The organism is Methylolobus aquaticus (assembly GCF_054172105.1).
The window spans coordinates 90,807-112,606 of the sequence record NZ_JBSYXP010000011.1; the positions used below are offsets into that span (position 1 = coordinate 90,807).

Sequence of the window (21,800 nt, forward strand, 5' to 3'; positions counted from 1 at the left end):
GGCAAATCCAGCGCCGGCGGCGGTCCGGGGAGCCTCGTTGCCGGTTGACAAGCAACCGGCGCGAGCGCATCTTTGCCGGCTGGTCGCGGCGCCCGCCCTGCCGCAATTCCTTCTACTCAATGGAAAAATCGCATGAGAAAGAAAATCGTCGCTGGCAACTGGAAGATGAACAAGACCCTTCAGGAAGGCGTGGCTCTGGCGCAGGCCGTGGAGCAGATGGCCTCCGCGCTGAGCGGCGGTGCACAGGTGGTCGTGGCGCCCCCCTTCCTGCACCTGACCGAGGTCAAGAAGGTGCTCAAGACGGTTTCGATTGCCGCCCAGAACTGCGCCGCCGAGAGCAGCGGGGCCTACACCGGGGAAGTGTCCGCCGCCATGCTGAAGTCGGCGGGAATCGAGTATGTGATCCTCGGCCATTCCGAGCGTCGGGCATACTACGGTGAAACCGATGCCATTCTCGCGAAGAAGGTCGATCTGGCGCTGGCAAACGGTCTGACGCCCATCTTCTGCTGCGGCGAAGTCCTCAGCGAACGGGAACAGAACCTGCACCTCGGTGTGGTCAAGACCCAATTGGCCGATGCGTTGTTCCATCTTTCGGCAGAGCAGTTCTCCCGCATCGTGATCGCCTACGAGCCGGTCTGGGCAATCGGCACGGGTGTCACCGCGACATCCGATCAGGCGCAGGAAATGCACCACTACATTCGTGGCGTGCTGGCCGAGAAGTACGGTGCGGCCGTCGCCAACGAAATCTCGATCCTGTACGGCGGCAGCTGCAAACCGTCCAATGCAGGTGAGCTGTTCGCGAATGCGGACGTCGATGGCGGCCTGATCGGCGGCGCATCGCTCGAGGCAGGTGATTTCATCGGGATCGTCAAGGCGTTCTAAAGCCTTCGTCCTCGCAGCCATAACCGGCAGCCTTGGCTTATGTAGCCTGGGCTGTCGGTCTCGCGCCGCTCTACGGCGTCCAGTTGCCACTCAGCAGAAAACGCCGTTCACCCGGCACGCATGAACGTACCCCGATCGGTTTTCGAAGCCGCGGAACGGGTCCTCACCGCCACATCGGTTGATGCCAGGATTGCCGAGACACGCTGGGCCGTGCGCTGCTTCCTCGATGGGGGCTCGACCAATGGCGCCGACGACGGGCGACCGCCCGCGCCGATCACTTTCGCCAGATTCCCGAATCGGCCGAACTTAGTCGATCCCCGACAATTGCCCCGTCGCAACCTGCAGACCGATTCAGGCCGGATCGCCCTGTTGCATGCCGTGGCCCATATCGAGTTCACGGCCGTTTCGCTGGCCTGGGATCTCCTGTACCGCTTCCGAGGTCTGCCTGACCTGTTCTATCGCGATTGGCTCCGGGTCGCCGGAGAGGAGGCGGAACACTTCGAGTTGATCCGTCGACGTCTCAACGCGCTCGGCGCCGAATATGGTGACCTTCCGGCGCATCGGGGCCTCTGGGACGTCGCCGCGGACACCGCGCATGATCTGGCGGCTCGCCTCGCGCTGGTGCCGCGCGGCATGGAGGCGCGTGGACTGGATGTGACGCCGGGCCTGATCGCCCGGCTCGCGCAGGTCGGTGACGTCGAAAGCTGCGAAGTCCTCAAGGTGATCCTGCGCGATGAGGTCGGGCATGTCGCCCTTGGCAGCCGCTGGTTCCGCTGGGTGTGCGAGCAGCGCGGCGTCGCACCGGAGGACGAGTACCGCCGTCAGTTGCGGCTTCATCTGCGGGGGGCGCTCCGCGGTCCCTACAATCTCGAGGCCCGCCGTGAGGCAGGTTTCACCGACACGGAACTGGCCGAACTCGCGGCGGCTGCGCAGCGCGGCGCCATTGACACCGGAACTTGATCCGTTCCTTTCAGCCAGGTATGCAATAGAACGCGTAGCCGAGCATCAGATACACCACCACGGCCATCACGCCCTCGATCCAGTTGGTCTCGCCATTGGCCAGAACACGCAATGCGATGAAGGTGCCTAGGACGACTGCAGCGATTTCGAACTGCGAGAACAGCAGATCCAGCGGCTGGCGGCCGAAGGCATAGCTCGCGAAGACGAGCACGGGGGCTACGAACAAGGCAGTCTGCAGGCTCGCGCCGACGGCGATGTTGAGGGTCGCGTCCAACTGGTCGCGGCGAGCGAACACGATGGCATTCGACAATTCAGCGATGCTGCCGACCAGCGCCAGCAGGATGATCCCGGCAAACATCGGGGTCAGGCCCAGTTGCGCGGCCATCGGCTCGATCGCGTCGGTGAGGGTTTCGCTGAGCACCGCGAGGGCGCCAGTTGACAGTCCGAGAACCTTGAGGCTTTGCCGCTGTGACCACTCGGCAGGCTTGCTGCCGTTGCGCTGGTCTACAGTCAAGGTGGTCCCATGCTCGTTCTGCGCGGAGCGCGTGAACGTATAGATCAAGCCCGCCAGATAGACCAAGAACAGCAGTACGGCGATCTCGAGGCTCAAATCTTCCTCGGTCTGTTGCACCGAGACGTTGAAAATCGCCGGAATCAACAACGCGACCGCAGCAAGCTGCAGCATTCCGGCGTTAAGGCCTGCAGCACTCGGATCGAATTTGAGCGTCGAGTGGCGAAGGCCGCCGACAAAGATCGCGAGTCCCAGCGTGAAGAGAATGTTGGCGAGGATCGCTCCGCTGATCGACGCCTTGACCACTTCGTGCAGCCCCTTCTGCAGTGCGAACAGTCCGATGATCAGATCCGGCAGGTTGCCGAGAGAGGCGGTGAGCAGGCCGCCTGTCGCGGGGCTGACATAGCCGCTTAGCTGCTCGGTGGCTTTGCTCATGAGACCAATGAGTGGAATGAGCGCCAGCGCGGTCGCGGAAAAGACCAGAGTCGGGCTCGCTTGCGCCCAGTCGAGGGCCAGCGCGATCGGTACGAAGATCAGCAGGACTTGTTTGTTCACGGAGCGGCCGTGTCGTGGGTTTTTGCGATGAGAGTCGTGGAGGCGGTGCCGCGGGTGTCCTCCCGGACGCGCCGACTCGGCTCGTGCGCGCGGTGTCAGCCACGGCCTCAGTGTAGTCCAGATCGCATCCCACTTGGTGGGGAGGTGCGGGTCCCTGTCTCGCAGTGCAGTCCTCCTGCCAGAGCGGCTTTTAGGGCGGATGTTGGGGCAAATCCTCAACGGTCCGCGTGCAGGTTGACAAGCTTCGCTGGCAGCGTTTAGACTCGAAACTATCGGATCGATACGACTGCCTTGGGTGTCGGTCCGAACGAGGACCGAGACGTATGCACATCCAGCCGCTCGGTCCGGGTCTCGCCAAAAAATACGGCCCCACGGGGTCCAAAGAACGCGGAGGAGCATGATATGAGTATTCAGCAGATTCAAGAACCCACTGGAGAAAGGGATTATTTCTGGCTTTACGTGGTCTGCGTGACCATCGCCCTGGTTGGGATAATTGCTATGGTCAAGCTCAGCGAGAACGACAAATACGATCCGATTCGAGCTCAGTTGAGTGAGGAAGCCGCGAAAATGAATATTCGCGTCTTGAATTGAGCAACGTCTGGGTGATGATTGACTCAGGTGGGTTTTTCTTCGCAAGAGCAATAAGCGCCATGAAGATGATATTAAGGTGGAATGCAATCGGTATACTCGCGCTCGTTCTGGTCTGCGGACTGTCGGGGGCGGCATCGGCCTCGGAGTATGTATTCCGGGATCTAATGGGCAATACGCTTCCCGCTAATCGATGCAAGGCACAAACGGAAGCCGAATCGGTAGCTGTCGATGCCTACAACATCGATAAACATGCCAAGATCTTTTGCGAGTCTCAGGGGTATGGCTGGCATGTGTCCGAAAAGAAGGACACGGGTAAATTGGTTTGTGAGGAATGTAGCGGCGTCGACAAGGGAAAGTACCAGTGCCATGTTGAGGATGTGGTCGTGTCGTGCAAGCGACTCAAACCGGGGTCGGTGGGGCTCTTTCCAGGAAAGGGATAACCTAGTAGTTGGCGAACGGGTTCCCTGTGACCTCGACTGTTGCCGGCGAGCCGTCCAGGGTCGTGTCCTCCTTCCGTGAGACCTTTCAATAGAGCAACCTGTCGAGCGGGCAGCGGGATCGGCTGCCTGCCGGCTGCTCGCACACTTGAGATACTAATGATCCAGCGAGGCCCGGGGGCTCCCGTCTGTATAGTGGTGCGCTGCCCGACCAATCCCGGTGCCAGCCGCGCGACTAATGCCAGATGATCGGGCCCTGCAGCGCCCGGGAGTCAGCGTGGACGCGAGAGCCCGCTTTCTTCGGAGCGCATGTCTGCCTTGCGGTCGCGCTCGCAAGCGGTGACTTGCCATGGCGGTACTGATTTATTCAGGGGCTTGCAGCGCTAGAGGGAGGCGTCGCCACGATCGGATCTTGATCCACGTTTTATGCGATAGGTGAGGTGAAATCGCGCCCTGCCTCCACGGCCTTGAACGACGCTGGTAAGGCCTTTGTTCAGCTGCCCCAGGACAGCGGCCGGCACCGCAGTGACCGCGTCGGTGATCCGGTCGCCGCTCCACTCAGTGAACTCGGCAGCCGTCTCGCTGTCGGTTGGTCGCTGCTTCAAACCTCTGGGCCTGCTCTCCTGACTCCAATGGTCCGCGCTACGGACTTCGCTTTCGCGGATGCGCGGTTTGCCGCTCCAGCACGACTTGCGTATCCTAAACGCGAATAGAGACACGCAGTCGTAGCGGCGCGTTCGAGTCCTGCGCCGCGATGCAGCGGCTCACCCGCCCTATCTGGCTGGCGTTGGTCGCCGATCAGCGATTGGCGCATTTGACCCAGGGCTTCTCATCGGGCGACACCGGGGCCATGGGCGGACGTGTCACATCATGTGATTTCCGATTGACTTTCTATCAAGACTCCTTTTTGGAGAGCGTTGACGCAAGCCAGCGTGGCTTTGGGTCAGAGAGGTCTTATCGGTAATGCAAGCCTAATCATTGATGAAAAGACGGAGTGAGACCAATTACATGACGTTGCCAAACTTTCTTATCATCGGCGATGTGAAGTGTGGTACCAGTTCCCTTTATCGGTACCTCAACCAGCACCCCGCCGTGTTCATGCCGACAAAGTTGAAGGAGGCGCGATTTTTCTGTTATGACGGAACAGAAGATGGCCGTATCCGAATCAACGTCAAGACACTCGAAGAATACGAGAGTCTCTTCGATGAAGTCACAACCGAGACGGCAATTGGTGAGGCTTCGCCACACTATCTGGTTGTCCCGCATGCGGCGACGGCGATCAAAAAGCTGATTCCCCACGCGAAGTTGATTGCCTCCTTGCGCAATCCTGTCGACAGGGCGTATTCACTGTATCAGATGCGGCAGCGCGAGCATGGTCTTTTCAAGGGAATGACCTTCCTTCAAGCTCTGGAGTCAGAGCCGCGCCTGCTGGGTGGTTATGCCTCGCACCTCGAGCGCTACTACAGCCTGTTTCCGAAGGAACAGATTAAAGTGGTTTTTTTCGAGCAAATGGTCAAGGACGCCAGCGGCGTCGTAAAAGAGTTGTTCGAGTTTCTGGAAGTTGATCCTGATTTCACGCCGGATGTATCCGCCGTTTTCAATCCCGGTGGTGTGCCGAAAAACAAATTATTGTTCAAGTTGTTGAACAACCGAACAGTGCGTCGTCTTAAGACCTATTTCCCCAGTTTCATCGTCAAGTCCTTGAGCGGGCTTCGCAAGGCGAACCTGAAGGCAGTGAAATTGACGCCAGAAGAGAGGGCGGAGGCGCAGGTCCGATTCAAGGAGGTCATAGACAGAACGGAAGACGTCATCGGTCGCGATCTGTCGCTTTGGCGGTCTGCCAAGTAAGCAGGCGCCGTTCGCCTGTCAGTTCTGCACCGTCGATTGACTGTTCTCCTCCTCATCGGGCGCGTCACAGTCGTATTGTGTCCTCCCGGCAGGCTTGCCGCCGGACAGAGGGCTTCGCATCCAAAAACCTAGCGGAGATGTAAACAAAATTCGCAATAGATTGTCTAAGCATCTAAGCGGGAGTACACCCGCTGCCGTTTGGGCGACGTGAGCAGGCGAAGCGGTTAATGTTCCGGCGCCGCATGATCCGTCTGCCTCGGATCTTTAGACAGTAACAGGGGAGGACTGCGGATGTTCAAATCGGGTGGCTGGAAACCTTGGGAAATCCTGGCATTCGGCTCGCTGGGCGTGGCCGGCTTGGTTGTCGCGTTCATGATTTTCGTCGCGCCGGAAGGCGAAGCGGATTGGCAGGAATTTGCGAAAAAGCATCACTGCGTCAGTGTCGCGAAGGAGCGGATCGGCCACGGGTCGGGATACCGCTGCGACGATGGCGAAGTCCACTATCGCTGGAGACAACAGAGCTAATCACGTCAACCGTGTCTTCTCACGGTCTTGCGGTCGCGGTGCGAGGCCGTAAGAGGGTTCTGGTGGGTCGGCGTCTTCAAAGTAACCATTCATCCTGCTGACGTGTTGGGTAGTGGGAGCGAGCTGCGAGGGCGAGACCGTCTGCAGGAGGGAACCCGCAGGCTAGCCTCCAGGGACGGATGCACGGCGTGTCTCGGCCTCCCGGACCGCTCCCGCGAGGAGGACGTGAACAGTTACGTCTTCAAACCTTACCAGTATCGCAGAGCGGGTTGGCGTAGATAGTCGGTGGCGGCTTATGGTGCTGCGTCCGCCGCATCCACTGTGAGCGATATGTTGAAATCGGTTAACCTCGCGACCAGGCGGTCGCCTGGATAGATGCGGCCGACTCCCTCCGGGCTGCCGGTGAATACCAAGTCTCCTGCACTCAATGTGAAGACGGATGACAGGTAAGATACCAACTCCCCGCAACTGAAGAGCATGTCAGCAGAGTTCCCGCGCTGACGCGTTTCGGCGTTGACCGTCAGATCGAAACGAAGAGCCCGCGGGTCACGCACCCATGCCGCCGGGGCGAATTTGCTGACGGGTGCAAATGTGTCGAAGCCCTTTGCTATCGCCCAGGGACTACCGGTTGCTTGCGCTTTGCGTTGTATATCGCGAGCGGTGACGTCGATACCAACCCCGTAGCCCGCAATCGCTGACCAGGCCTCGTCGACCGACAAATGTCGACCGCCGGATCCCAACAGCAATACAATTTCGACCTCGTGCTGGACGTCGGCACTCTGCGGCGGCAGTGCGATGGTGCCCCCGCTGTCGAGCAGCGATCCGCCAGGTTTCAGAAATACCACCGGCTCCGGGGGCAGCGGATTACCCAGTTCGCGAGCATGCTGCGCATAGTTCCGACCGATGCCGAAAATGGTCGGTGTCGGGGATCGTTGACGCTCGATCGGGAACATAATCGTTTCACTCTCCGGGTCCCGTGGAGTCGTACGGCACCGTTTCGCCGCCCGCCCCGTTTCATGCCGCCTGTCGGATCGGTTATTCTGCCAGCTTTTCGTCGGTGTGCGGCCCATCCCCGTCACCCTGGATTTCGGAGTCGAGGCTTATGAGGAAGATGCGGCGGGTCCTTTGCGTGATCTTGCTAACGCAGGTCACCAGCGCTTGGGCCCTGTGTTCGACCAACGGCGAGTACGGTGCCGCCGACATCATCGTCGACGCGCTCATTTTTCGTCCGATCGGGGCCATCGGGACCCTGCTGGGAGGCGCCACCTTGCTTGTGTCCACACCCTTTCTGGGTATCGCCAGCATCCCTCCGCCGCACGACGCGCTGCAGAAAGGGTCTGAGATGCTCGTGCTCCAACCGGCTGATTGGACCTTCAACAGGCCCGTCGGTGATTGCCGAGCCATGGGGTACGATAACTGGTAGCGAAGAGCGGGTCTAGGCAATGACGCAGGGAGTCCGCTCACACGGGGGACGATCAAGGGGCGTATTCAATGCGATGGTTCTGGACTTCGTGATACGGCAGTTGTTCAGGATCGCGACTTGGTGACCTTGACCGATGAAGCAGACCGTATGAAGTTGTCCGCTGCCCGCGTCCTATCCGAGTGCCACGATGATCGAGACCCCTCCTGGGCCGTTCGTAGGGCGGAAGAAGGGAATTCCCGCGGCTTGATGATCGTCGATTCAGCGCCGACGCGGCATTCCGCGTCCCGTCGGTGGTCGGCGCGTTAGCCACGGGCGCCGGACGGCATGGAAGTACAACTGGTTTCCGTAGGTGATCGCATGCCGTCCTGGGTTCAGGCCGGCTACGCCGATTATGCGAAGCGATTGCCGCGGGAGTTCCAGCTTACCCTGCGGGAGTTATCCCCGGCCAAGCGCGGCAAGACCGGTCATGCCGCGCAGTGGCGTGAACAGGAAGGCGAACGGATCCTGGCCGCGCTTGCGCCGGCTGATCACGTCGTTGCGCTGGACCTCGGCGGTCGCATGTGGAGTACGGAGCAACTGGCAAGCGCGATCCAGCGATGGCTCGCTGCAGGCGATCGAGTATCGCTGCTGTGCGGCGGTCCTGATGGCTTGTCCGCGCCGTGCCTGGCGCGGGCGCGCGAGGCTTGGTGCCTGTCGCCGCTGACTTTTCCCCATCCGCTGGTCAGGGTCATCGTCGCGGAACAATTGTATCGGGCCTGGAGCCTCTTGCAGAACCATCCCTATCACCGCGCCTAGTTTTCACGCGTGGGGCTTGCGCGGCGGTCGTTCGCCACCAGTCCAGCCTGAAGCCTAAAAGGTTGATTGCCGAGTGCGCGCGAGCGCCAGGAACGAGAAACGCCCCTGCCTATACGAATCATGACGAAGCAACCCTTGCACCATAGCGATCCGATGATCGTGCTGGCGTCGGCTTCACCGCGGCGCCGGGAACTGCTGGCCCAGATTGGCGTGCGTTATCGGACGGTCGCAGTCGACGTCGAAGAACGTCGGGGCTTAGATGAGGTCCCGCAAGACTATGTTGCGCGCGTGGCGGCTGACAAGTCTCGCGCGGGGCTCGATGTTTACGGGGATGGACTGCCGGTGTTGGGAGCGGATACCGAGGTGGTGCTCGATGACGAGGTCTTTGGCAAGCCCGCCGATTTCGAGCACGCGCGGACCATGCTCAGGCGTCTGTCGGGCCGATCCCACCGGGTGTTGAGCGCGGTGTCGCTGCGACATGGTGAGCGCCATTGGCTTGCACTCAGCGAAAGCAACGTTGCATTTCGCGACTTGACGGACGGTGAGATCGAAGCGTATTGGGCCAGCGGAGAACCGGTCGACAAGGCCGGGGCCTATGCGATCCAGGGACGTGGCAGCCTGTTCATCCGCCGTCTGGAAGGAAGTTTCTCCGGAGTCATGGGACTGCCCCTTTTCGAAACCGCTGCACTGCTGGCCGAGGTCGGCATCGCATCATGCGTCCTGTTGGGCGCGGAGCTTTATGGCCCATGAGCGACGAGATCCTGATCAACGTGACGCCGCCCGAAACCCGCGTGGCGATCGTCGAGAACGGCGTTCTGCAGGAGGTTCTGATCGAGCGACGGCGCAAACGCGGGCTGGTCGGCAACATTTACAAGGGGCAGATCTGCCGCGTCTTGCCCGGCATGCAAGCCGTATTCGTGGATATCGGCCTCGAACGTGCTGCATTTCTTCACCTGTCGGACCTGAGCCAGCCCGAACGAGAACGCGCTGTCGACGATGCCATCGAGCGCGTGTTCCAGGAGGGGCAGGAACTGGTGGTCCAGGTGGTCAAGGATCCCCTTGGCACCAAGGGCGCGCGACTGACGACGGACATCTCGCTGCCGTCCGTCTACCAGGTGTATATGCCCAATGCGAAGACCTGCGGCGTATCCCAGCGCGTGGAGTGCGAGCGCGAGCGAGCTCGCTTGCGGGCTTGTGTCGAAACCTTCCAGAAAGAACATGGCACTGGCGCCTTCATCGCCCGCACGGCGGCCGAAGGCGTCGACGAAGCGGCGCTGCGCGCCGACATGCTGTTCCTGATCAAACTGTGGAACTCGATCGCACAGCGGGCCCGTACAGCCAAGTTCAAGACTTTGCTGCACGAGGACCTGCCGCTGGTCATGCGCGTGCTCCGGGATCTGCATCGCGCCAAAGTGGAAAAGATTCGCGTCGATTCGCGCGAGAGTTTCGCGCGCATGGTGAAGTTCGCGCGGGAGTTCACGCCGGAGATGGCGCCGCTCGTCGAGCATTACGCCGGCGAACGTCCACTATTCGACCTGTACGGGGTCGAGAGCGAGATCCAGAAGGCGCTGGAACGGCGGGTTGCGCTGAAGTCGGGCGGTTATCTCATCTTCGATCAGACCGAAGCGCTGACGACGGTCGACGTCAACACGGGCGCCTTCGTCGGTGGTCGGAATCTCGAGGAAACCATTTTCAAGACCAATCTCGAGGCCGCACAAGCGATCGCGCGGCAATTGCGGGTGCGCAATCTCGGCGGGATCATCATCATCGACTTCATCGACATGAAGGACGAAGAGCACAAGCAGCAAGTGCTGCAGGCGCTCGAGAAAAGCCTGGAGAAGGACCACGCGAAGAATACCATCAGCGAGGTGTCGTCCCTCGGTCTGGTCGAAATGACCCGCAAACGGACACGGGAGAGTCTGGAACACACCCTCTGCGAAACCTGCCCCGCGTGCAGCGGTCGTGGAGTGCTGAAGACGGCAGAGACGACTTGCCTGGAGATATTCCGCGAGATCATCCGCGAAGTCCGCCAGTACAACGTACAGGAACTGCTGGTTTTGGCGTCGAACGAAGTCGTGGGGCGCCTGCTCGATGAAGAAGCCGACATGCTGTCGGAACTTGAGGCGTTTCTCCGCGTGCAAATCAAGTTCCGGGCCGAAAGCCAGTATACGCAGGAACAGTACGACGTCGTCCTGCTCTAAGCGAAGGGCCGGGAAAAGTAGCTTGGTCAGTTCCGGCGGTTCCCTGAGCCGAGCGAGACTCGACGTTAAGCATGCCGCCAAGCAGGAAGCGGGCGCTGTGGTGAACCGCCTTGGTTGCCCTTCGGCGTTCATGCGATGGGGCCTGAGTTTGGGATGTTACACTCGGCAGGAAGAACCTAACCGGAAAGCCTTAAGCCCCGGTCCAGTTCTTCTGGAAACGGGTCGGGCGTGGCGGCGCATCGGCCAAAGGAATCGTTCGGCCCGAGCCACAACATGGGTTACGGCGGGTCGGGGAACATGTGAAGGAGAGGATTGATCAATGCAGCGAGTGATATGTGGCGCGGTGCAGATGGCGTCGAGCCCGAACGTCGGCGCGAATCTACTGGAGGCCGAACGTCTGATCGAGTCGGCTGCCGCGCAGAAAGCCCGGGTCGTCGTGCTACCGGAGAATTTCGCGCTGATGGGGATGTCGGAAACCGACAAACTCGCTGTCGCCGAGGAGGCTGGCAAAGGGCCGATTCAGGACTTTCTGTCCCGCACCGCGGAACGGCTGAAGATTTGGCTATTTGGCGGTACGATGCCGATCAAGGCTAGCGCAGGGAAGGTGTGGGCCTCCTGTCTGGTCTACGACGATCGCGGCCAGCGTGTGGGACGTTACGACAAAATCCATCTGTTCGATGTTGACTTGCCGGGTTCCGACGAAAGCTACCGCGAGTCGTCGACTATCGATGCCGGGCAGAATTCTGTGGTGTTGGATTCGCCGTTCGGGCGTATCGGCGTGGCGATTTGCTACGACCTCAGGTTTCCCGAGCAGTTTCGCCAAATGGCCGAGACCGGCCTCGACCTGCTGGTTGTCCCGGCCGCCTTCACGGCGCAGACGGGCGCCGCGCATTGGGACTTGCTGGTTCGCGCGCGGTCGGTCGAAAACCTCTGCTACACCATCGCCGCGAATCAGGGCGGTTTCCACGTCAATGGCCGGGAGACCTACGGTCACAGCATGATCGTCGACCCGTGGGGCAAGACGCTCGCTTCCCTGGCCTCCGGTTCGGGTGTCGTCTGTGCTGAAATCGACCGCGAACGCCTCGAAAAGGTCCGCACCGCGTTCCCCGTTCTGACGCACCGGCGATTGTGATGACGCTGACGCGGGCTCCGGTTCTTGCTCCCCATTCCCTTAGCTGACCCCTCTTGCGCATGACCAACGAATCTCTCGACGTCGCCCGGCGACTGATCCTCGACCCGCTTGCGCTCGGTGCAAGTGACCTTGATCGCGTAATGGCGACCATGCTGGGTGCGGCTATCGATGATGCCGACATCTACTTGCAGCAGTCGCGATACGAGTCATGGGCGCTCGAAGACGGCATGGTCAAGGAGGGCTCGCACAGCATTGATCAAGGCGCCGGTCTGCGCGCGGTCTCCGGCGAGAAGACCGGTTTTGCCTACAGCGACGAAATTGCCCTGCCGACCTTGATCGAGGCCGCGCGCAACGCCCGGGCGATTGCGGTTGCCGGTGCCAGCGGTCCCAGTCGCGTCGAAGCGCGGGAAACGCCGCCGCGCCTCTATCTGCCCATCGATCCCATACCTTCCCTGAGCGAGCAGGACAAGATTGACCTGCTGCGGCGTCTGGATGCCGAAGCGCGCCGGCTAGACCCGCGGGTCGAGCAGGTCATCGTCAGTCTATCCGGCGGCAGTTCCGCCGTTTTGGTGCTGGATCGCGACGGCGCGATGCACGGTGACGTTCGCCCCCTGGTGCGTCTGAATGTCAGTGTGATCGTGCAGCAGGACGGTCGCCGCGAGCAGGGATCCTCCGGCGGCGGTACCCGGGCCGATTATCGGTACTTTCTCGACGGTGACCGCGCGTCCGGCTACGTGCGGGAAGCCGTACGACTCGCACTGGTGAACCTGGAAGCCGGCGAGGCGCCGGCAGGGACGATGACCGTCGTGCTCGGTCCGGGCTGGCCCGGCGTGCTTTTGCACGAGGCCATAGGGCACGGTCTGGAAGGGGATTTCAACCGGAAGGGCACCTCGGCTTTCAGTGGTCGGGTAGGGGAGCGTGTGGCGTCGCCCCTGTGCACCGTGGTGGATGACGGCACACTACCCGGTCGTCGCGGCTCCCTGAACATCGACGACGAGGGTACGGTGACGCAGTGCACCACGCTGATCGAGAACGGTATTCTGCGCGGCTACATGCAGGACAAACTGAACGCGCGGCTGATGGGAGTGCGCCCCACCGGCAATGGGCGGCGGGAATCCTATGCTCATCTGCCGATGCCCCGCATGACCAACACCTACATGCTGCCAGGCGCAACGCCGCCGGAGGAGATCATCGAGTCGGTGCAACATGGCCTCTACGCGAAGAATTTCGGCGGCGGGCAGGTAGACATCACCTCGGGGAAGTTCGTGTTCTCCGCCAGTGAAGCCTATCTGATCGAAAACGGTCGGATCGGCCGGCCCGTGAAGGGCGCCACTTTGATCGGGAATGGTCCCGACGTGCTGACCCGGGTCAGCCTCGTCGGGAACGATCTGGCCCTGGACAGCGGTGTCGGAACCTGCGGCAAGGACGGGCAGAGCGTGCCGGTCGGGGTGGGCCAGCCCACGCTGCGGGTGGACGGACTTACCGTGGGAGGGACCTCGGTTTGAGCGTCGGACGTCAGGAATTGAAGGGCGATGCGGGGCCCGGCACCGAAAGTCAGCGGCTCGATGAACTGGCTGAACTGATCGGACGCTCGCTGGACAGCGCCGCAGAGCGTGGCGCGAGCGGTGCCGAAGCGGCCGTCAGCGTGGATCGCGGGCTCTCGGTCGCGGTGCGTATGGGTGAGGTGGAGACGATCGAATATCACCGCAGTCAGGGCTTCGGCGTGACCGTCTACTTCGGTCATCGCAAGGGCTCGGCCAGTTCGACCGACCTGAGCCCGAAGGCCGTCGCGGATACTGTCGCAGCCGCGTGTCGCATCGCACAGTATGCCGCGGAGGACCCCTATGCGGGTCTCCCGGATGCGGACACACTGGCGCGGGAGTTTCCCGAACTCGACGTGTTTCATCCCTGGAACCTCGATGCCGATGGCGCCATCCGTATCGCCACGGAATGCGAGAATGCCGCGCGTGGCTTCGATCCCGAAATCAGCAACTCGGATGGGGCAAGCCTCGACACGTTTCAGGGCGTCCGCATGCTCGGGAATACGCTGGGCTTCATGCACGGCTATGCCAGCAGCCGACACAGTCTGAGTTGCTCGGTGATCGGGCAGCGCGATGGCCAGATGCAGCGCGATGACTGGTGGACCGTGGCGCGTGCCCCGCAGGATCTGGAAGCCGCGGCGGAGGTCGGCCGCAAGGCCGCCGAGCGAACGCTGGGTCGTCTCGGCGCGCGGAGTCTGACGACTCGGCAGTGTCCTGTCGTTTTCGCGGCGGACATCGCGAGCAGTCTGCTTGGCCACTTCATCGCAGCGATACGCGGCGGCAACCTTTATCGCAAATCCAGTTTCCTGCTGGACTGTCTCGGCAAGCCGATTTTCCCCGAATTCGTGCGGATTCACGAACAGCCTCATCTGCCGCGGGCGCTCGGCAGCGTGCCCTACGATTCGGAAGGCGTTGCGACCTACCCGCGCGACCTGGTCTCGCAGGGCGTGTTGCAATCCTACGTGCTCAGCACGTACTCCGCGCGCAAGCTTGGCCTGAAGAGCACGGGCAACGCCGGGGGCGTGCACAATCTGACGGTCGAGCCAGGGGCGTTGGACCTGCCCGAGTTACTGAAGGCAATGGGGAGCGGGCTGCTCGTAACCGAGATGATGGGGCAGGGCGTAAACATCGTGACAGGCGACTACTCGCGCGGTGCGGCCGGGTTCTGGGTGGAGAACGGCGTGATCCAGTATCCCGTCGAGGAAATCACGATCGCCGGCAATTTGCGCTCGATGTTTAAGGGCATTCAGGCGATCGGCAGCGACGTCGACGCCCGCGGCAACACGCGGACTGGATCGATTCTTATCGACACGATGACGGTGGCCGGCAACTAAGCTCCGGATGAGCGATTTGGTCAGTACAAAGCCACGGCGATCACGCTGGCGCGCACCGGGAATCACCGTTTTGCCGCACGCGCTATGCCGGGGCCGTGCTTCCAGCGATCTGGAGAAGCGCCTGCTGCGCTTGTTGCCGCCGGGAGACAGCAACGGCTAACGCGTTGTCTGCGCATGATCGTCCGGGTCTCGGACTTCTAAAGCGCCTCGGGCGCCCGGTCCTCCAGTGCGATGAACACCCGGCCGGTCAGCAGGGTCGGGTCCCAATGCTGCAGGGCCCATTCGACGATCACTCCGACGGGTTCGCGCGCCAGTTCGGCCGGAGGCGTTTGATTTAGCCAGCACAGCAAGCGGTGCAAGGTCGGCCCCGGGCTACGGAGGTCGACGGCCGTCGCGCGGGTGCTCTTGCTCAGTTTTCGGCCTTGGTGGTCGACGAGTATCGGGACGTGACAATAGGCCGGGCTGAACAGCCCCAGCAAGCGCTGCAGGTAGATCTGTCGCGGGGTAGACGACAGCAGGTCGATGCCGCGCATGACGTCGGTGATGCCGGCCTCATGGTCGTCCAGGACTGTCGCCAGATGGTAGGCGACGACGCCATCCCGGCGCCTGACCACGAAATCCCCGACGTCGGTCGCCAGATTTTGTTCGAAGGGCCCCTGCAGACGGTCGATGAACGAGACGGTCGTATCGGCTGCCCTGATTCTCAGCGCAAACGCGCCCTCCGTCCCGTCCAGAGTCTTGCTTCGGCAATGCCCCGGGTAGACGGCCAAGTCAGCATTCGCCGTCAGGGATTTGCGGGAACAGGTGCAGGGGAAAAGCAGCGACATCGCCTGCAACTGCGTGAGGGCCTCGGCATAGCGCCCGGTGTTCCGGCTCTGGAACGCCACCTCCCCATCCCACAGCAGACCGAAGCTTTCCAGGGTTCGCAGTATGGCGTCGGCCGCCGACGCCCGGGATCGCTGCGGATCGATGTCGTCGATGCGCAGCATCCACTGCCCGCCCTGGCTCTTCGCCTGCAGGAAGCTGGCCAGCGCGGTATAGAGGGAGCCTAGATGAAGAGGTCCGGAAGGCGAGGGCGCAAAACGTCCCAGATAACGGGTGGTCAGAGGGCGAGTGGCGGTTTGCAGCGGGATGGTGCAGGGCAGCCGGGCGGCTGCCGTTGATCAACCAAGTTGTCGTTCGCGCAGTTCGTCGAGCGTCTTGCAGTCGATACACTGGGTCGCGGTAGGACGCGCTTCGAGGCGCCGCAGGCCGATTTCGACGCCGCACGTTTCGCAGTAGCCATACTCCCCGCGTTCGAGGTTCTCCAGCGATTCCTCGATCTTCTTGATCAGCTTGCGCTCGCGATCCCGCGTCCGCAGTTCGAGGCTGAATTCGGATTCCTGCGTTGCCCGGTCGTTCGGATCCGGGAAGTTGGCCGCCTCGTCCTGCATGTGATGGACGGTACGGTCGACTTCACGCATCAACTCGTCTTTCCATTGGTGCAGGATCTTGCGGAAATGCTCGACCTGCCCTTCGCTCATATATTCTTCGCCTTCCGACGGCTGGTACGGAACACAGCTGAAAGGAGCCACCTGAGGGGCTGTTGCGTTACCGTTCGACATGCTCGACTCCTGAAGCGCCTCGAAAAATTGCGTATAAATAGCAGTTTCGTCGACCGCACGCAAGCAAAGACGGTAGATCGGGTAAAGGGCAACGGCCGGGGCCACCCTGCGATGGGCGGCGCGCCGGCCGAAGACTTGAGCCGGGTCACCACCCCGCTCGGGGACCAACGCCTAGTGCGAAGGAATGCAAGAGGGAGGGACGGTCAGGGCGTGACGACCGTCGCTTTCTGGATCACGATGGCTGTCTTGGGTACATCGGTTGGCATCGGTCCGCCGGGTCCGGTCGGTACCTTGGCCATCTGATCGACTACGTCCATCCCGTCGGTCACCTCTCCGAATACGGCATAGCCCCACCCCGACGGGGTCGAACTCTTGTAGTCCAGGAAGCCATTGTCGACATAGTTGATGAAGAACTGGGCGGTGGCCGAATGGGGATCCGAGGTACGCGCCATCGCGATCGTGCCGCGCTTGTTCTTCAGACCGTTGTCGGCCTCGTTCTTGATCGGTGCATTAGTCGGCTTTTGCTTGAAGTCGGCCGTAAAACCTCCGCCCTGCGCCATGAACCCCGGGATGACGCGATGAAAGATCGTGCCGTCGTAATGCCCGCTCTTCACGTAGGCGATGAAATTCTCGGTGGAAGCCGGTGCTTTGGCACTGTCCAGTTGCACCGTGATGGTGCCCAGGCTCGTTTCGAGTTTGACTTGGGTCGGTTCGGTCATCTTGGGGGTTTCCTTGGCGGCCAGCGGAGTTGAAATCAGGAGCCCCAGCAGGGGCAGTAAAGGCAAGTGTGAGTGTTTCAAGTATGACATAGGGCAAAAGTGCGTGAATGAGGACAATGCGTCAGGCCAGCGGACCGAGTTCGAACTCGTAGAGCGGATCGAGGGGGGTGTCGGCATCCATGTGGGCGATCTCGCGAATGATGCCATCGTCGAGGCCGTAAACCCAGCCATGCAGCTCCGGCGCCTTGCGGGTCGTCCAGGCGCGCTGGATGGTCGAGGTCTGCGCCAGGTTATGGATCTGCTCGATCACGTTGAGCTCGACGAGACGCCGCTGTCGTTCGTGTTCCGTCGCAAGGGCGTCCAGCTCGGCCCGGTGCAAGCGGTACACGTCCTTGATTTGCTTCAGCCACTTGTTCAGCAGGAATTGTCCGGGACGGGTCTTTCTCAAGGCGGCGCGCACGCCACCGCATTCATAATGGCCGCACACGATGACATGGCGGATACGCAGTTCGTCGACCGCATATTCCAGCGCGCTCAACAGATTGATGTCGGTCGTCATCACGCTGTTGGCGATATTCCGGTGGACGAAGATGCTGCCTGGTTCGCTGTTCGTGATCTCATCGGCATGTACCCGGCTGTCCGAACACCCGATCCAGAAGATTTCACATTCCCGTTCGATTCCCAGCTTGTTCAGGAATTCCGGATCGGCTGACAGGTGTTCTTCCGCCCACGCCTTGTTTTCCAGCAGTAATCGTTCGATCGCTTTCATCGGCTTGCTCCAAAGGACCGTCGTGGGTCATCCGCGCGCTCAGTGCCGCTCTCGGTAAGCTGCGCAGAGTCCGCCGGCATTCACGCCAGGAGTGTCTCGGTGTACTGGTAGATCGGTTCGATCGGGGTGTCGGGCGGCAGCATGATCAGCTGCTTGAGCATGCCATCGTCCAGGCCGTAGACCCAACCATGCAGAACGGGGCGATTGTGCTGGCGCCAGGCCTGCTGAATGATCGAGGTGTGCGTCAGCTTGACAACTTGTTCGATGACATTCAGTTCGACGAGGCGATTGGCTTTCTCCTTGTCAGTCGCGTAGTTCTCGATATCATCCCGATGCAATCGGTAGACATCCTTGATGTGCATGAGCCATTTGTTCACGACCACGAGTTCGGGGCTCTGTTTGCTGAGCGCCGCCTTGACGCCCCCGCAGTCGTAGTGCCCGCAGACGATCACGTCGCTGACCTTAAGCACGTCGACGGCGTATTGCAACACGCTCAGGCTGTTGAAATCGGTCATGATGATCTGGTTCGCGATGTTCCGGTGCACGAAGATCTCGCCCGGCTGAGCATTGACGATGATCTCGGCCGGAACCCGGCTGTCCGCGCACCCGATCCACAGCGTATCCGGCCGCTGCTCCCTTGACAGTCGGCGGAAAAATTCGGGTTCCTGGATGCCCTTCTCGTCCACCCAGGCCTTGTTTTCTAGCAATAGTCTTTCGAAAGCCTTCACGTGATTTCTCCGTAGTTTACGAGCCGGTCGCAGTTTGGCATCGCCGGATGCTGCGAGGTATTGCCATCCCAACAGGCAACAGCGGCTGTCCAAAGTCCTTTATATAGGATCGTATCGAAACCATCAATCGTTCAGCGCGGCCGACGCGAACTGACTGGGCTGCTCCAGGAGCCCGCCGCCAACCTGTTTGACCCACGTCGCGGCCGCGGCATCCAGCGTAGCGATCAGCGGGCGCGGGTACACGCCCAGCCAGATTACGAGCACGGCGAGACCGGCAAACAGCAACAGTTCGCGAGGACGTAGATCCTGGGCCTGCCTGACCCCGGGTCGAATCCCAGGGCCGAGAAAGGCCACCCGGAAAAAGCCAAAGGAATAGGTTGCGCTGAGCACGGTGCCGACCAGCAGGGCCAGACTGAGACCGCCATGGTGTTCGAAGATCCCCAGCAGCATCAGCCATTCGGCGATGAAGCCGTTGGTCCCTGGGATGCCGATCCCGGCCACCAGGAACAGGAATGCAAAGCCGGTCAGCAGCGGCATCGGGCTGGCCAGCCCGCCGAGATGGACCCGGTCGGTCGAGCCCAGACGCTGCTGCAGGCACCCGGCGACCAGAAAGAGTCCGCCGGACACCAGGCTGAAATTGACGAGTTGAAACACCGCGCCCTGGATCCCATACAGGTTCATGATCGACATCGCGACGACAACCAGCCCTACATGGCTGATGCTCGCGTAGGCCAGCAGTGTACGCAGGTTGTGTTGCCGCAAGGCTAAAAGCGCGCCATAAAACACGCCGACGATGCCGAGCCCGGTCAAACAGGGGGCGAAATGGAGCGCGGCTTCCGGTGCCAAGGGGATGCCCAGGCGGAGCAATCCATAGGCGCCGACTTTGATACCGGTGATCATTGCGGTCAACCCGGCGGGCCCCTCCATCGCGATGCCGGGCAGCCAACTGTGGAACGGCACGAGCGGGATCTTGATCCCGAAGCCGAGCAAGAACAGCACGAACACGAGAGTCTGAGTGACCGTGTCCGCGGGTGTCGACAACAGCGACAGGTAGTTGAACGTCAGCCCCGCAGGGATGGGCAAATCGTCGCTGGTCGCATGCTGCAGCGCCAGGATGATACAGGCGAAGAGGATTGGAATGCCGCCGATCAGCATGTACAGCGCGTATTGCGTGGCCACGAAGCGCCGCCGGGGGCCCGAGCCCCACAGACTCACCAGGAAGTAGATCGGTACCAGGCTCAGCTCCCAGAACAGGAAGAACAGCGCGGTGTCGAGCGCGGAGAAGATTCCGATCGTCATGCCTTCGAGCATCAGGATCAGCGCAAAATACAGCCGGGCCATCGAGGGCACGCTGGTCCACGAGCCGACGATGACGGCGACGGTCAACAGGGCAGTGCAGGCCGGAAACAACACCGACAAGCCGTCGAGCCCAACCAGGTAGTCGATCTGCAGGCTGGGGATCCACGCGTGCTGTTCAACGAACTGGAACTTGTCCGACTGGCCGTCGAAGGAAAACAGCACCAAGCCCGCGAGCAGCACCTCGCATAGTGCCGCGACGAGTGCCCAGACCCTGGCCGCATGGGGCTCTCTCACCAGCAGCAGCGCGGCGGCACTCACGCAAGGGAACGCGATCAATAGGGAAATGAGGGGCAAGCCGGTAACCATCAATGCGGATCCGTGGCTTTGACGTACGGTGGATTCAGGGCGCCGCTCACGGTAAGGGTCCGTGCGTCGGTGCTGCGTAAGCGGCTGTCAGACCGCCCACCGATTTGCTGACGATGGCGACCCAGGGCTCCGTGTGAAAGCCGATGGCGAGCAGCGCCAGGCACACGATCGAGGCGAGCAGCCACTCCGGCCGTGTCAGCGGGATGCCGGGCCGGCAGGCCGCCGGCCGCTTCCGTTCGGCCAGGAAGATACGCTGGAAAGCCCATAACAGGAACGCGGCGGTCAGCACGTTCCCCAGCGCGACCGCTGCGGCGATGCCCCAGTCGCTGGCCCCGATGGCGCCGTCGAGCAGCAGATGCGCGGCATCGAATCCGGGGGTCCCGGGCATGGCCATCGTACTCAAGGCCGCGAGCAGGAACGTGATGCCGAGCAGCGGCATCGCTTCGAACATGCCCCCCAGTCGGGGCAGCAGCGTCGATCCGGCGCGACGGTGCACCAGCCCGGTCGCGAACAGCAGCCCGCTTGCTGCCAGACCGAAGTTGGCCGACAGCAGCAGCGTTCCGGTCAGTCCCTCCCGATCGAGCGTGAACACGCCCACCAGCAGCATGCCCGTCTGGCTGATGGCCGAAAAGGCGAGCAGACGCCGCAGACCCAACTGCATCAACGCGAGACCGGCACCGTAGAAGATCCCGGCGACCCCCAGCCCCACGACGAAGTTCTGCCAGTTGAGCACGGCATTCGGCAGCAGCGGCAGTACGAAGCGTAGCAGGCCGTACAGGCCGATCTTGATCCCGACGACCAACACCGGCACGGTGGCCAGCGTGCCGTGCTGTGCGACGGGTGGCAGCCATCCGTGGAACGGGAACTGTGCCAGCCGCACGGCAAATCCGTAGAACAGCAGCACGAAGGCGTAGTTCTGCCAGGAGTCGGCGATGGGTACCGCCAGCAGATCGCGGTAATCGAGCGACCAGTGGTCCGCCATCCGGACATGGTTCCAGCCGAGCAGCAGCACTCCCGAGAGCAGCATCAGCAGCCCGCCACTCTGGAACAGGCCGTACAGACGCGTCGGCGTGCGCTTGTCGTCGCCGGTGCTCCAGTGCCTCAGGATGAGCAAGGGCGGCAGCACTTCGAGGCAGGCCAACAGCCAGAACTGCAGCAGATTCAGGGACAGCAACAAGCCCATCAGCAGGGCCTGCCAGGCCAGTACCAGCGCGATATAACGGCCTGGCGGGCGTTCGTGGACGATTTCCTCGTAGAGCACGAGCAGAGATGGCAGCAGCGCGGCCAACAGTACGAACAGCAGGCTGATGCCGTCGACGCCGAGGTGGAAAGGCAACAGTCCGAGGAGCCGCTCTTGTTCCACGAACTGCAGCGCATCGACGGAGCGGTCGAAACGCCAGGCCAGCATGACGGCCAGCCCGATCTCGACGGCGCTGGTCACCCGACCGGCGAGCGCGGCCTGGCGTCCACTGCGGGTCAGCAGCGCGACGATAGACCCGGCCACGGGCGTGGCGATCAGCGCGCTGAGCACGGGCAATGCGGCCTGGGTCTTCCAGCCAATTTCGGCGACGGTCATCTCG

General features: G+C 61.8%; 22 protein-coding genes. 13 read left to right on the forward strand and 9 right to left on the reverse strand.

The annotated features are described in order from the left end of the window. Positions 1-132 precede the first annotated feature (132 nt). Complete coding sequence (gene tpiA, locus ACW73L_RS15310) at positions 133-882, forward strand: triose-phosphate isomerase (RefSeq protein WP_498923239.1); 750 nt, start codon at positions 133-135, stop codon at positions 880-882. 120 nt (positions 883-1,002) lie between these two features. Continuing rightward, positions 1,003-1,842, forward strand: coding sequence for a ferritin-like domain-containing protein (locus ACW73L_RS15315; RefSeq protein ID WP_498923241.1), 840 nt, complete (start codon positions 1,003-1,005; stop codon positions 1,840-1,842). Between the two features lie 10 nt (positions 1,843-1,852). On the opposite strand, the gene cax is transcribed toward ACW73L_RS15315, so the two are convergent. Continuing rightward, positions 1,853-2,908, reverse strand: a complete 1,056-nt coding sequence (cax, locus tag ACW73L_RS15320) for a calcium/proton exchanger (protein ID WP_498923243.1) — start codon at positions 2,906-2,908, stop codon at positions 1,853-1,855. A 402-nt stretch (positions 2,909-3,310) separates the two neighbouring features. Here cax and ACW73L_RS15325 point away from each other — a divergent pair, with 402 nt between their 5' ends. From ACW73L_RS15325 to ACW73L_RS15340, 4 genes are all read left to right on the forward strand, one after another. Beyond that, positions 3,311-3,499 (forward strand): hypothetical protein, encoded by a 189-nt coding sequence (locus ACW73L_RS15325; protein WP_129884666.1) that lies wholly within the window; start codon positions 3,311-3,313, stop codon positions 3,497-3,499. Beyond that, a complete protein-coding gene (locus tag ACW73L_RS15330; protein ID WP_498923244.1) occupies positions 3,496-3,939 on the forward strand; it encodes a hypothetical protein in 444 nt (147 codons plus the stop codon). Before ACW73L_RS15325 ends, ACW73L_RS15330 begins: the two co-directional genes overlap by 4 nt. Before the next feature lie 1,005 nt (positions 3,940-4,944). After that, positions 4,945-5,784, forward strand: a complete 840-nt coding sequence (locus tag ACW73L_RS15335; protein WP_498923246.1) for a sulfotransferase domain-containing protein — start codon at positions 4,945-4,947, stop codon at positions 5,782-5,784. A gap of 291 nt (positions 5,785-6,075) precedes the next feature. Next, complete coding sequence (locus ACW73L_RS15340; RefSeq protein ID WP_498923248.1) at positions 6,076-6,309, forward strand: hypothetical protein; 234 nt, start codon at positions 6,076-6,078, stop codon at positions 6,307-6,309. A gap of 293 nt (positions 6,310-6,602) precedes the next feature. Here ACW73L_RS15340 and ACW73L_RS15345 read toward each other — a convergent pair whose 3' ends face one another. Beyond that, positions 6,603-7,262 (reverse strand): fumarylacetoacetate hydrolase family protein, encoded by a 660-nt coding sequence (locus ACW73L_RS15345; protein WP_498923249.1) that lies wholly within the window; start codon positions 7,260-7,262, stop codon positions 6,603-6,605. A gap of 149 nt (positions 7,263-7,411) precedes the next feature. Here ACW73L_RS15345 and ACW73L_RS15350 point away from each other — a divergent pair, with 149 nt between their 5' ends. The 7 genes from ACW73L_RS15350 (at position 7,412) to pmbA (ending at position 14,735) form a co-directional block, all read left to right on the forward strand. Next, positions 7,412-7,732 (forward strand): hypothetical protein, encoded by a 321-nt coding sequence (locus ACW73L_RS15350; protein ID WP_498923251.1) that lies wholly within the window; start codon positions 7,412-7,414, stop codon positions 7,730-7,732. Between the two features lie 324 nt (positions 7,733-8,056). After that, positions 8,057-8,527, forward strand: coding sequence for a 23S rRNA (pseudouridine(1915)-N(3))-methyltransferase RlmH (rlmH, locus tag ACW73L_RS15355; protein ID WP_498923252.1), 471 nt, complete (start codon positions 8,057-8,059; stop codon positions 8,525-8,527). A gap of 135 nt (positions 8,528-8,662) precedes the next feature. Further along, on the forward strand, positions 8,663-9,277 hold the full coding sequence (locus tag ACW73L_RS15360; RefSeq protein ID WP_498923346.1) for a Maf family protein: 615 nt from the start codon (positions 8,663-8,665) through the stop codon (positions 9,275-9,277). Next, complete coding sequence (rng, locus tag ACW73L_RS15365) at positions 9,274-10,728, forward strand: ribonuclease G (protein ID WP_498923254.1); 1,455 nt, start codon at positions 9,274-9,276, stop codon at positions 10,726-10,728. Before ACW73L_RS15360 ends, rng begins: the two co-directional genes overlap by 4 nt. 319 nt (positions 10,729-11,047) lie before the next feature. Next, entirely contained in the window at positions 11,048-11,860 is an 813-nt protein-coding gene (locus ACW73L_RS15370; protein ID WP_498923256.1) for a carbon-nitrogen hydrolase family protein, read from the forward strand. Between the two features lie 59 nt (positions 11,861-11,919). Beyond that, positions 11,920-13,365, forward strand: a complete 1,446-nt coding sequence (gene tldD, locus ACW73L_RS15375) for a metalloprotease TldD (RefSeq protein ID WP_498923258.1) — start codon at positions 11,920-11,922, stop codon at positions 13,363-13,365. Next, positions 13,362-14,735 carry a metalloprotease PmbA gene (pmbA, locus tag ACW73L_RS15380; protein WP_498923260.1) on the forward strand — a complete coding sequence of 458 codons (1,374 nt, stop codon included), beginning with the start codon at positions 13,362-13,364 and terminating at the stop codon, positions 14,733-14,735. Before tldD ends, pmbA begins: the two co-directional genes overlap by 4 nt. Positions 14,736-14,932: 197 nt before the next feature. Here the strand turns inward: pmbA and gluQRS are convergent, their stop codons facing one another. The 7 genes from gluQRS to ACW73L_RS15415 form a co-directional block, all read right to left on the reverse strand. After that, entirely contained in the window at positions 14,933-15,880 is a 948-nt protein-coding gene (gluQRS, locus tag ACW73L_RS15385; RefSeq protein WP_498923348.1) for a tRNA glutamyl-Q(34) synthetase GluQRS, read from the reverse strand. A gap of 18 nt (positions 15,881-15,898) precedes the next feature. Beyond that, positions 15,899-16,339, reverse strand: a complete 441-nt coding sequence (gene dksA, locus ACW73L_RS15390) for an RNA polymerase-binding protein DksA (RefSeq protein ID WP_129884657.1) — start codon at positions 16,337-16,339, stop codon at positions 15,899-15,901. 203 nt (positions 16,340-16,542) lie between these two features. Next, on the reverse strand, positions 16,543-17,058 hold the full coding sequence (locus ACW73L_RS15395) for a peptidylprolyl isomerase (RefSeq protein WP_129884656.1): 516 nt from the start codon (positions 17,056-17,058) through the stop codon (positions 16,543-16,545). 121 nt (positions 17,059-17,179) lie between these two features. Continuing rightward, a complete protein-coding gene (locus tag ACW73L_RS15400) occupies positions 17,180-17,827 on the reverse strand; it encodes a carbonic anhydrase (protein WP_139558936.1) in 648 nt (215 codons plus the stop codon). A gap of 80 nt (positions 17,828-17,907) precedes the next feature. Further along, positions 17,908-18,555, reverse strand: coding sequence for a carbonic anhydrase (locus ACW73L_RS15405; RefSeq protein ID WP_498923262.1), 648 nt, complete (start codon positions 18,553-18,555; stop codon positions 17,908-17,910). Positions 18,556-18,678: 123 nt separating this feature from the next. Continuing rightward, on the reverse strand, positions 18,679-20,220 hold the full coding sequence (locus tag ACW73L_RS15410; protein WP_498923264.1) for a complex I subunit 4 family protein: 1,542 nt from the start codon (positions 20,218-20,220) through the stop codon (positions 18,679-18,681). Between the two features lie 46 nt (positions 20,221-20,266). After that, positions 20,267-21,796 carry a complex I subunit 4 family protein gene (locus tag ACW73L_RS15415; RefSeq protein WP_498923266.1) on the reverse strand — a complete coding sequence of 510 codons (1,530 nt, stop codon included), beginning with the start codon at positions 21,794-21,796 and terminating at the stop codon, positions 20,267-20,269. Between the last annotated feature and the right edge of the window lie 4 nt (positions 21,797-21,800).

Coding starts and splice junctions, on each gene's coding strand:
- tpiA (WP_498923239.1), top strand. CDS start 133: ATGAGAAAGAAAATCGTCGCTGGCAACTGGAAGATGAACAAGACCCTT.
- ACW73L_RS15315 (WP_498923241.1), top strand. CDS start 1,003: ATGAACGTACCCCGATCGGTTTTCGAAGCCGCGGAACGGGTCCTCACC.
- ACW73L_RS15325 (WP_129884666.1), top strand. CDS start 3,311: ATGAGTATTCAGCAGATTCAAGAACCCACTGGAGAAAGGGATTATTTC.
- ACW73L_RS15335 (WP_498923246.1), top strand. CDS start 4,945: ATGACGTTGCCAAACTTTCTTATCATCGGCGATGTGAAGTGTGGTACC.
- ACW73L_RS15340 (WP_498923248.1), top strand. CDS start 6,076: ATGTTCAAATCGGGTGGCTGGAAACCTTGGGAAATCCTGGCATTCGGC.
- ACW73L_RS15345 (WP_498923249.1), bottom strand. CDS start 7,262: ATGTTCCCGATCGAGCGTCAACGATCCCCGACACCGACCATTTTCGGC.
- ACW73L_RS15350 (WP_498923251.1), top strand. CDS start 7,412: ATGAGGAAGATGCGGCGGGTCCTTTGCGTGATCTTGCTAACGCAGGTC.
- rlmH (WP_498923252.1), top strand. CDS start 8,057: ATGGAAGTACAACTGGTTTCCGTAGGTGATCGCATGCCGTCCTGGGTT.
- rng (WP_498923254.1), top strand. CDS start 9,274: ATGAGCGACGAGATCCTGATCAACGTGACGCCGCCCGAAACCCGCGTG.
- ACW73L_RS15370 (WP_498923256.1), top strand. CDS start 11,048: ATGCAGCGAGTGATATGTGGCGCGGTGCAGATGGCGTCGAGCCCGAAC.
- tldD (WP_498923258.1), top strand. CDS start 11,920: ATGACCAACGAATCTCTCGACGTCGCCCGGCGACTGATCCTCGACCCG.
- dksA (WP_129884657.1), bottom strand. CDS start 16,339: ATGTCGAACGGTAACGCAACAGCCCCTCAGGTGGCTCCTTTCAGCTGT.
- ACW73L_RS15395 (WP_129884656.1), bottom strand. CDS start 17,058: ATGACCGAACCGACCCAAGTCAAACTCGAAACGAGCCTGGGCACCATC.
- ACW73L_RS15400 (WP_139558936.1), bottom strand. CDS start 17,827: ATGAAAGCGATCGAACGATTACTGCTGGAAAACAAGGCGTGGGCGGAA.
- ACW73L_RS15410 (WP_498923264.1), bottom strand. CDS start 20,220: ATGGTTACCGGCTTGCCCCTCATTTCCCTATTGATCGCGTTCCCTTGC.
- ACW73L_RS15415 (WP_498923266.1), bottom strand. CDS start 21,796: ATGACCGTCGCCGAAATTGGCTGGAAGACCCAGGCCGCATTGCCCGTG.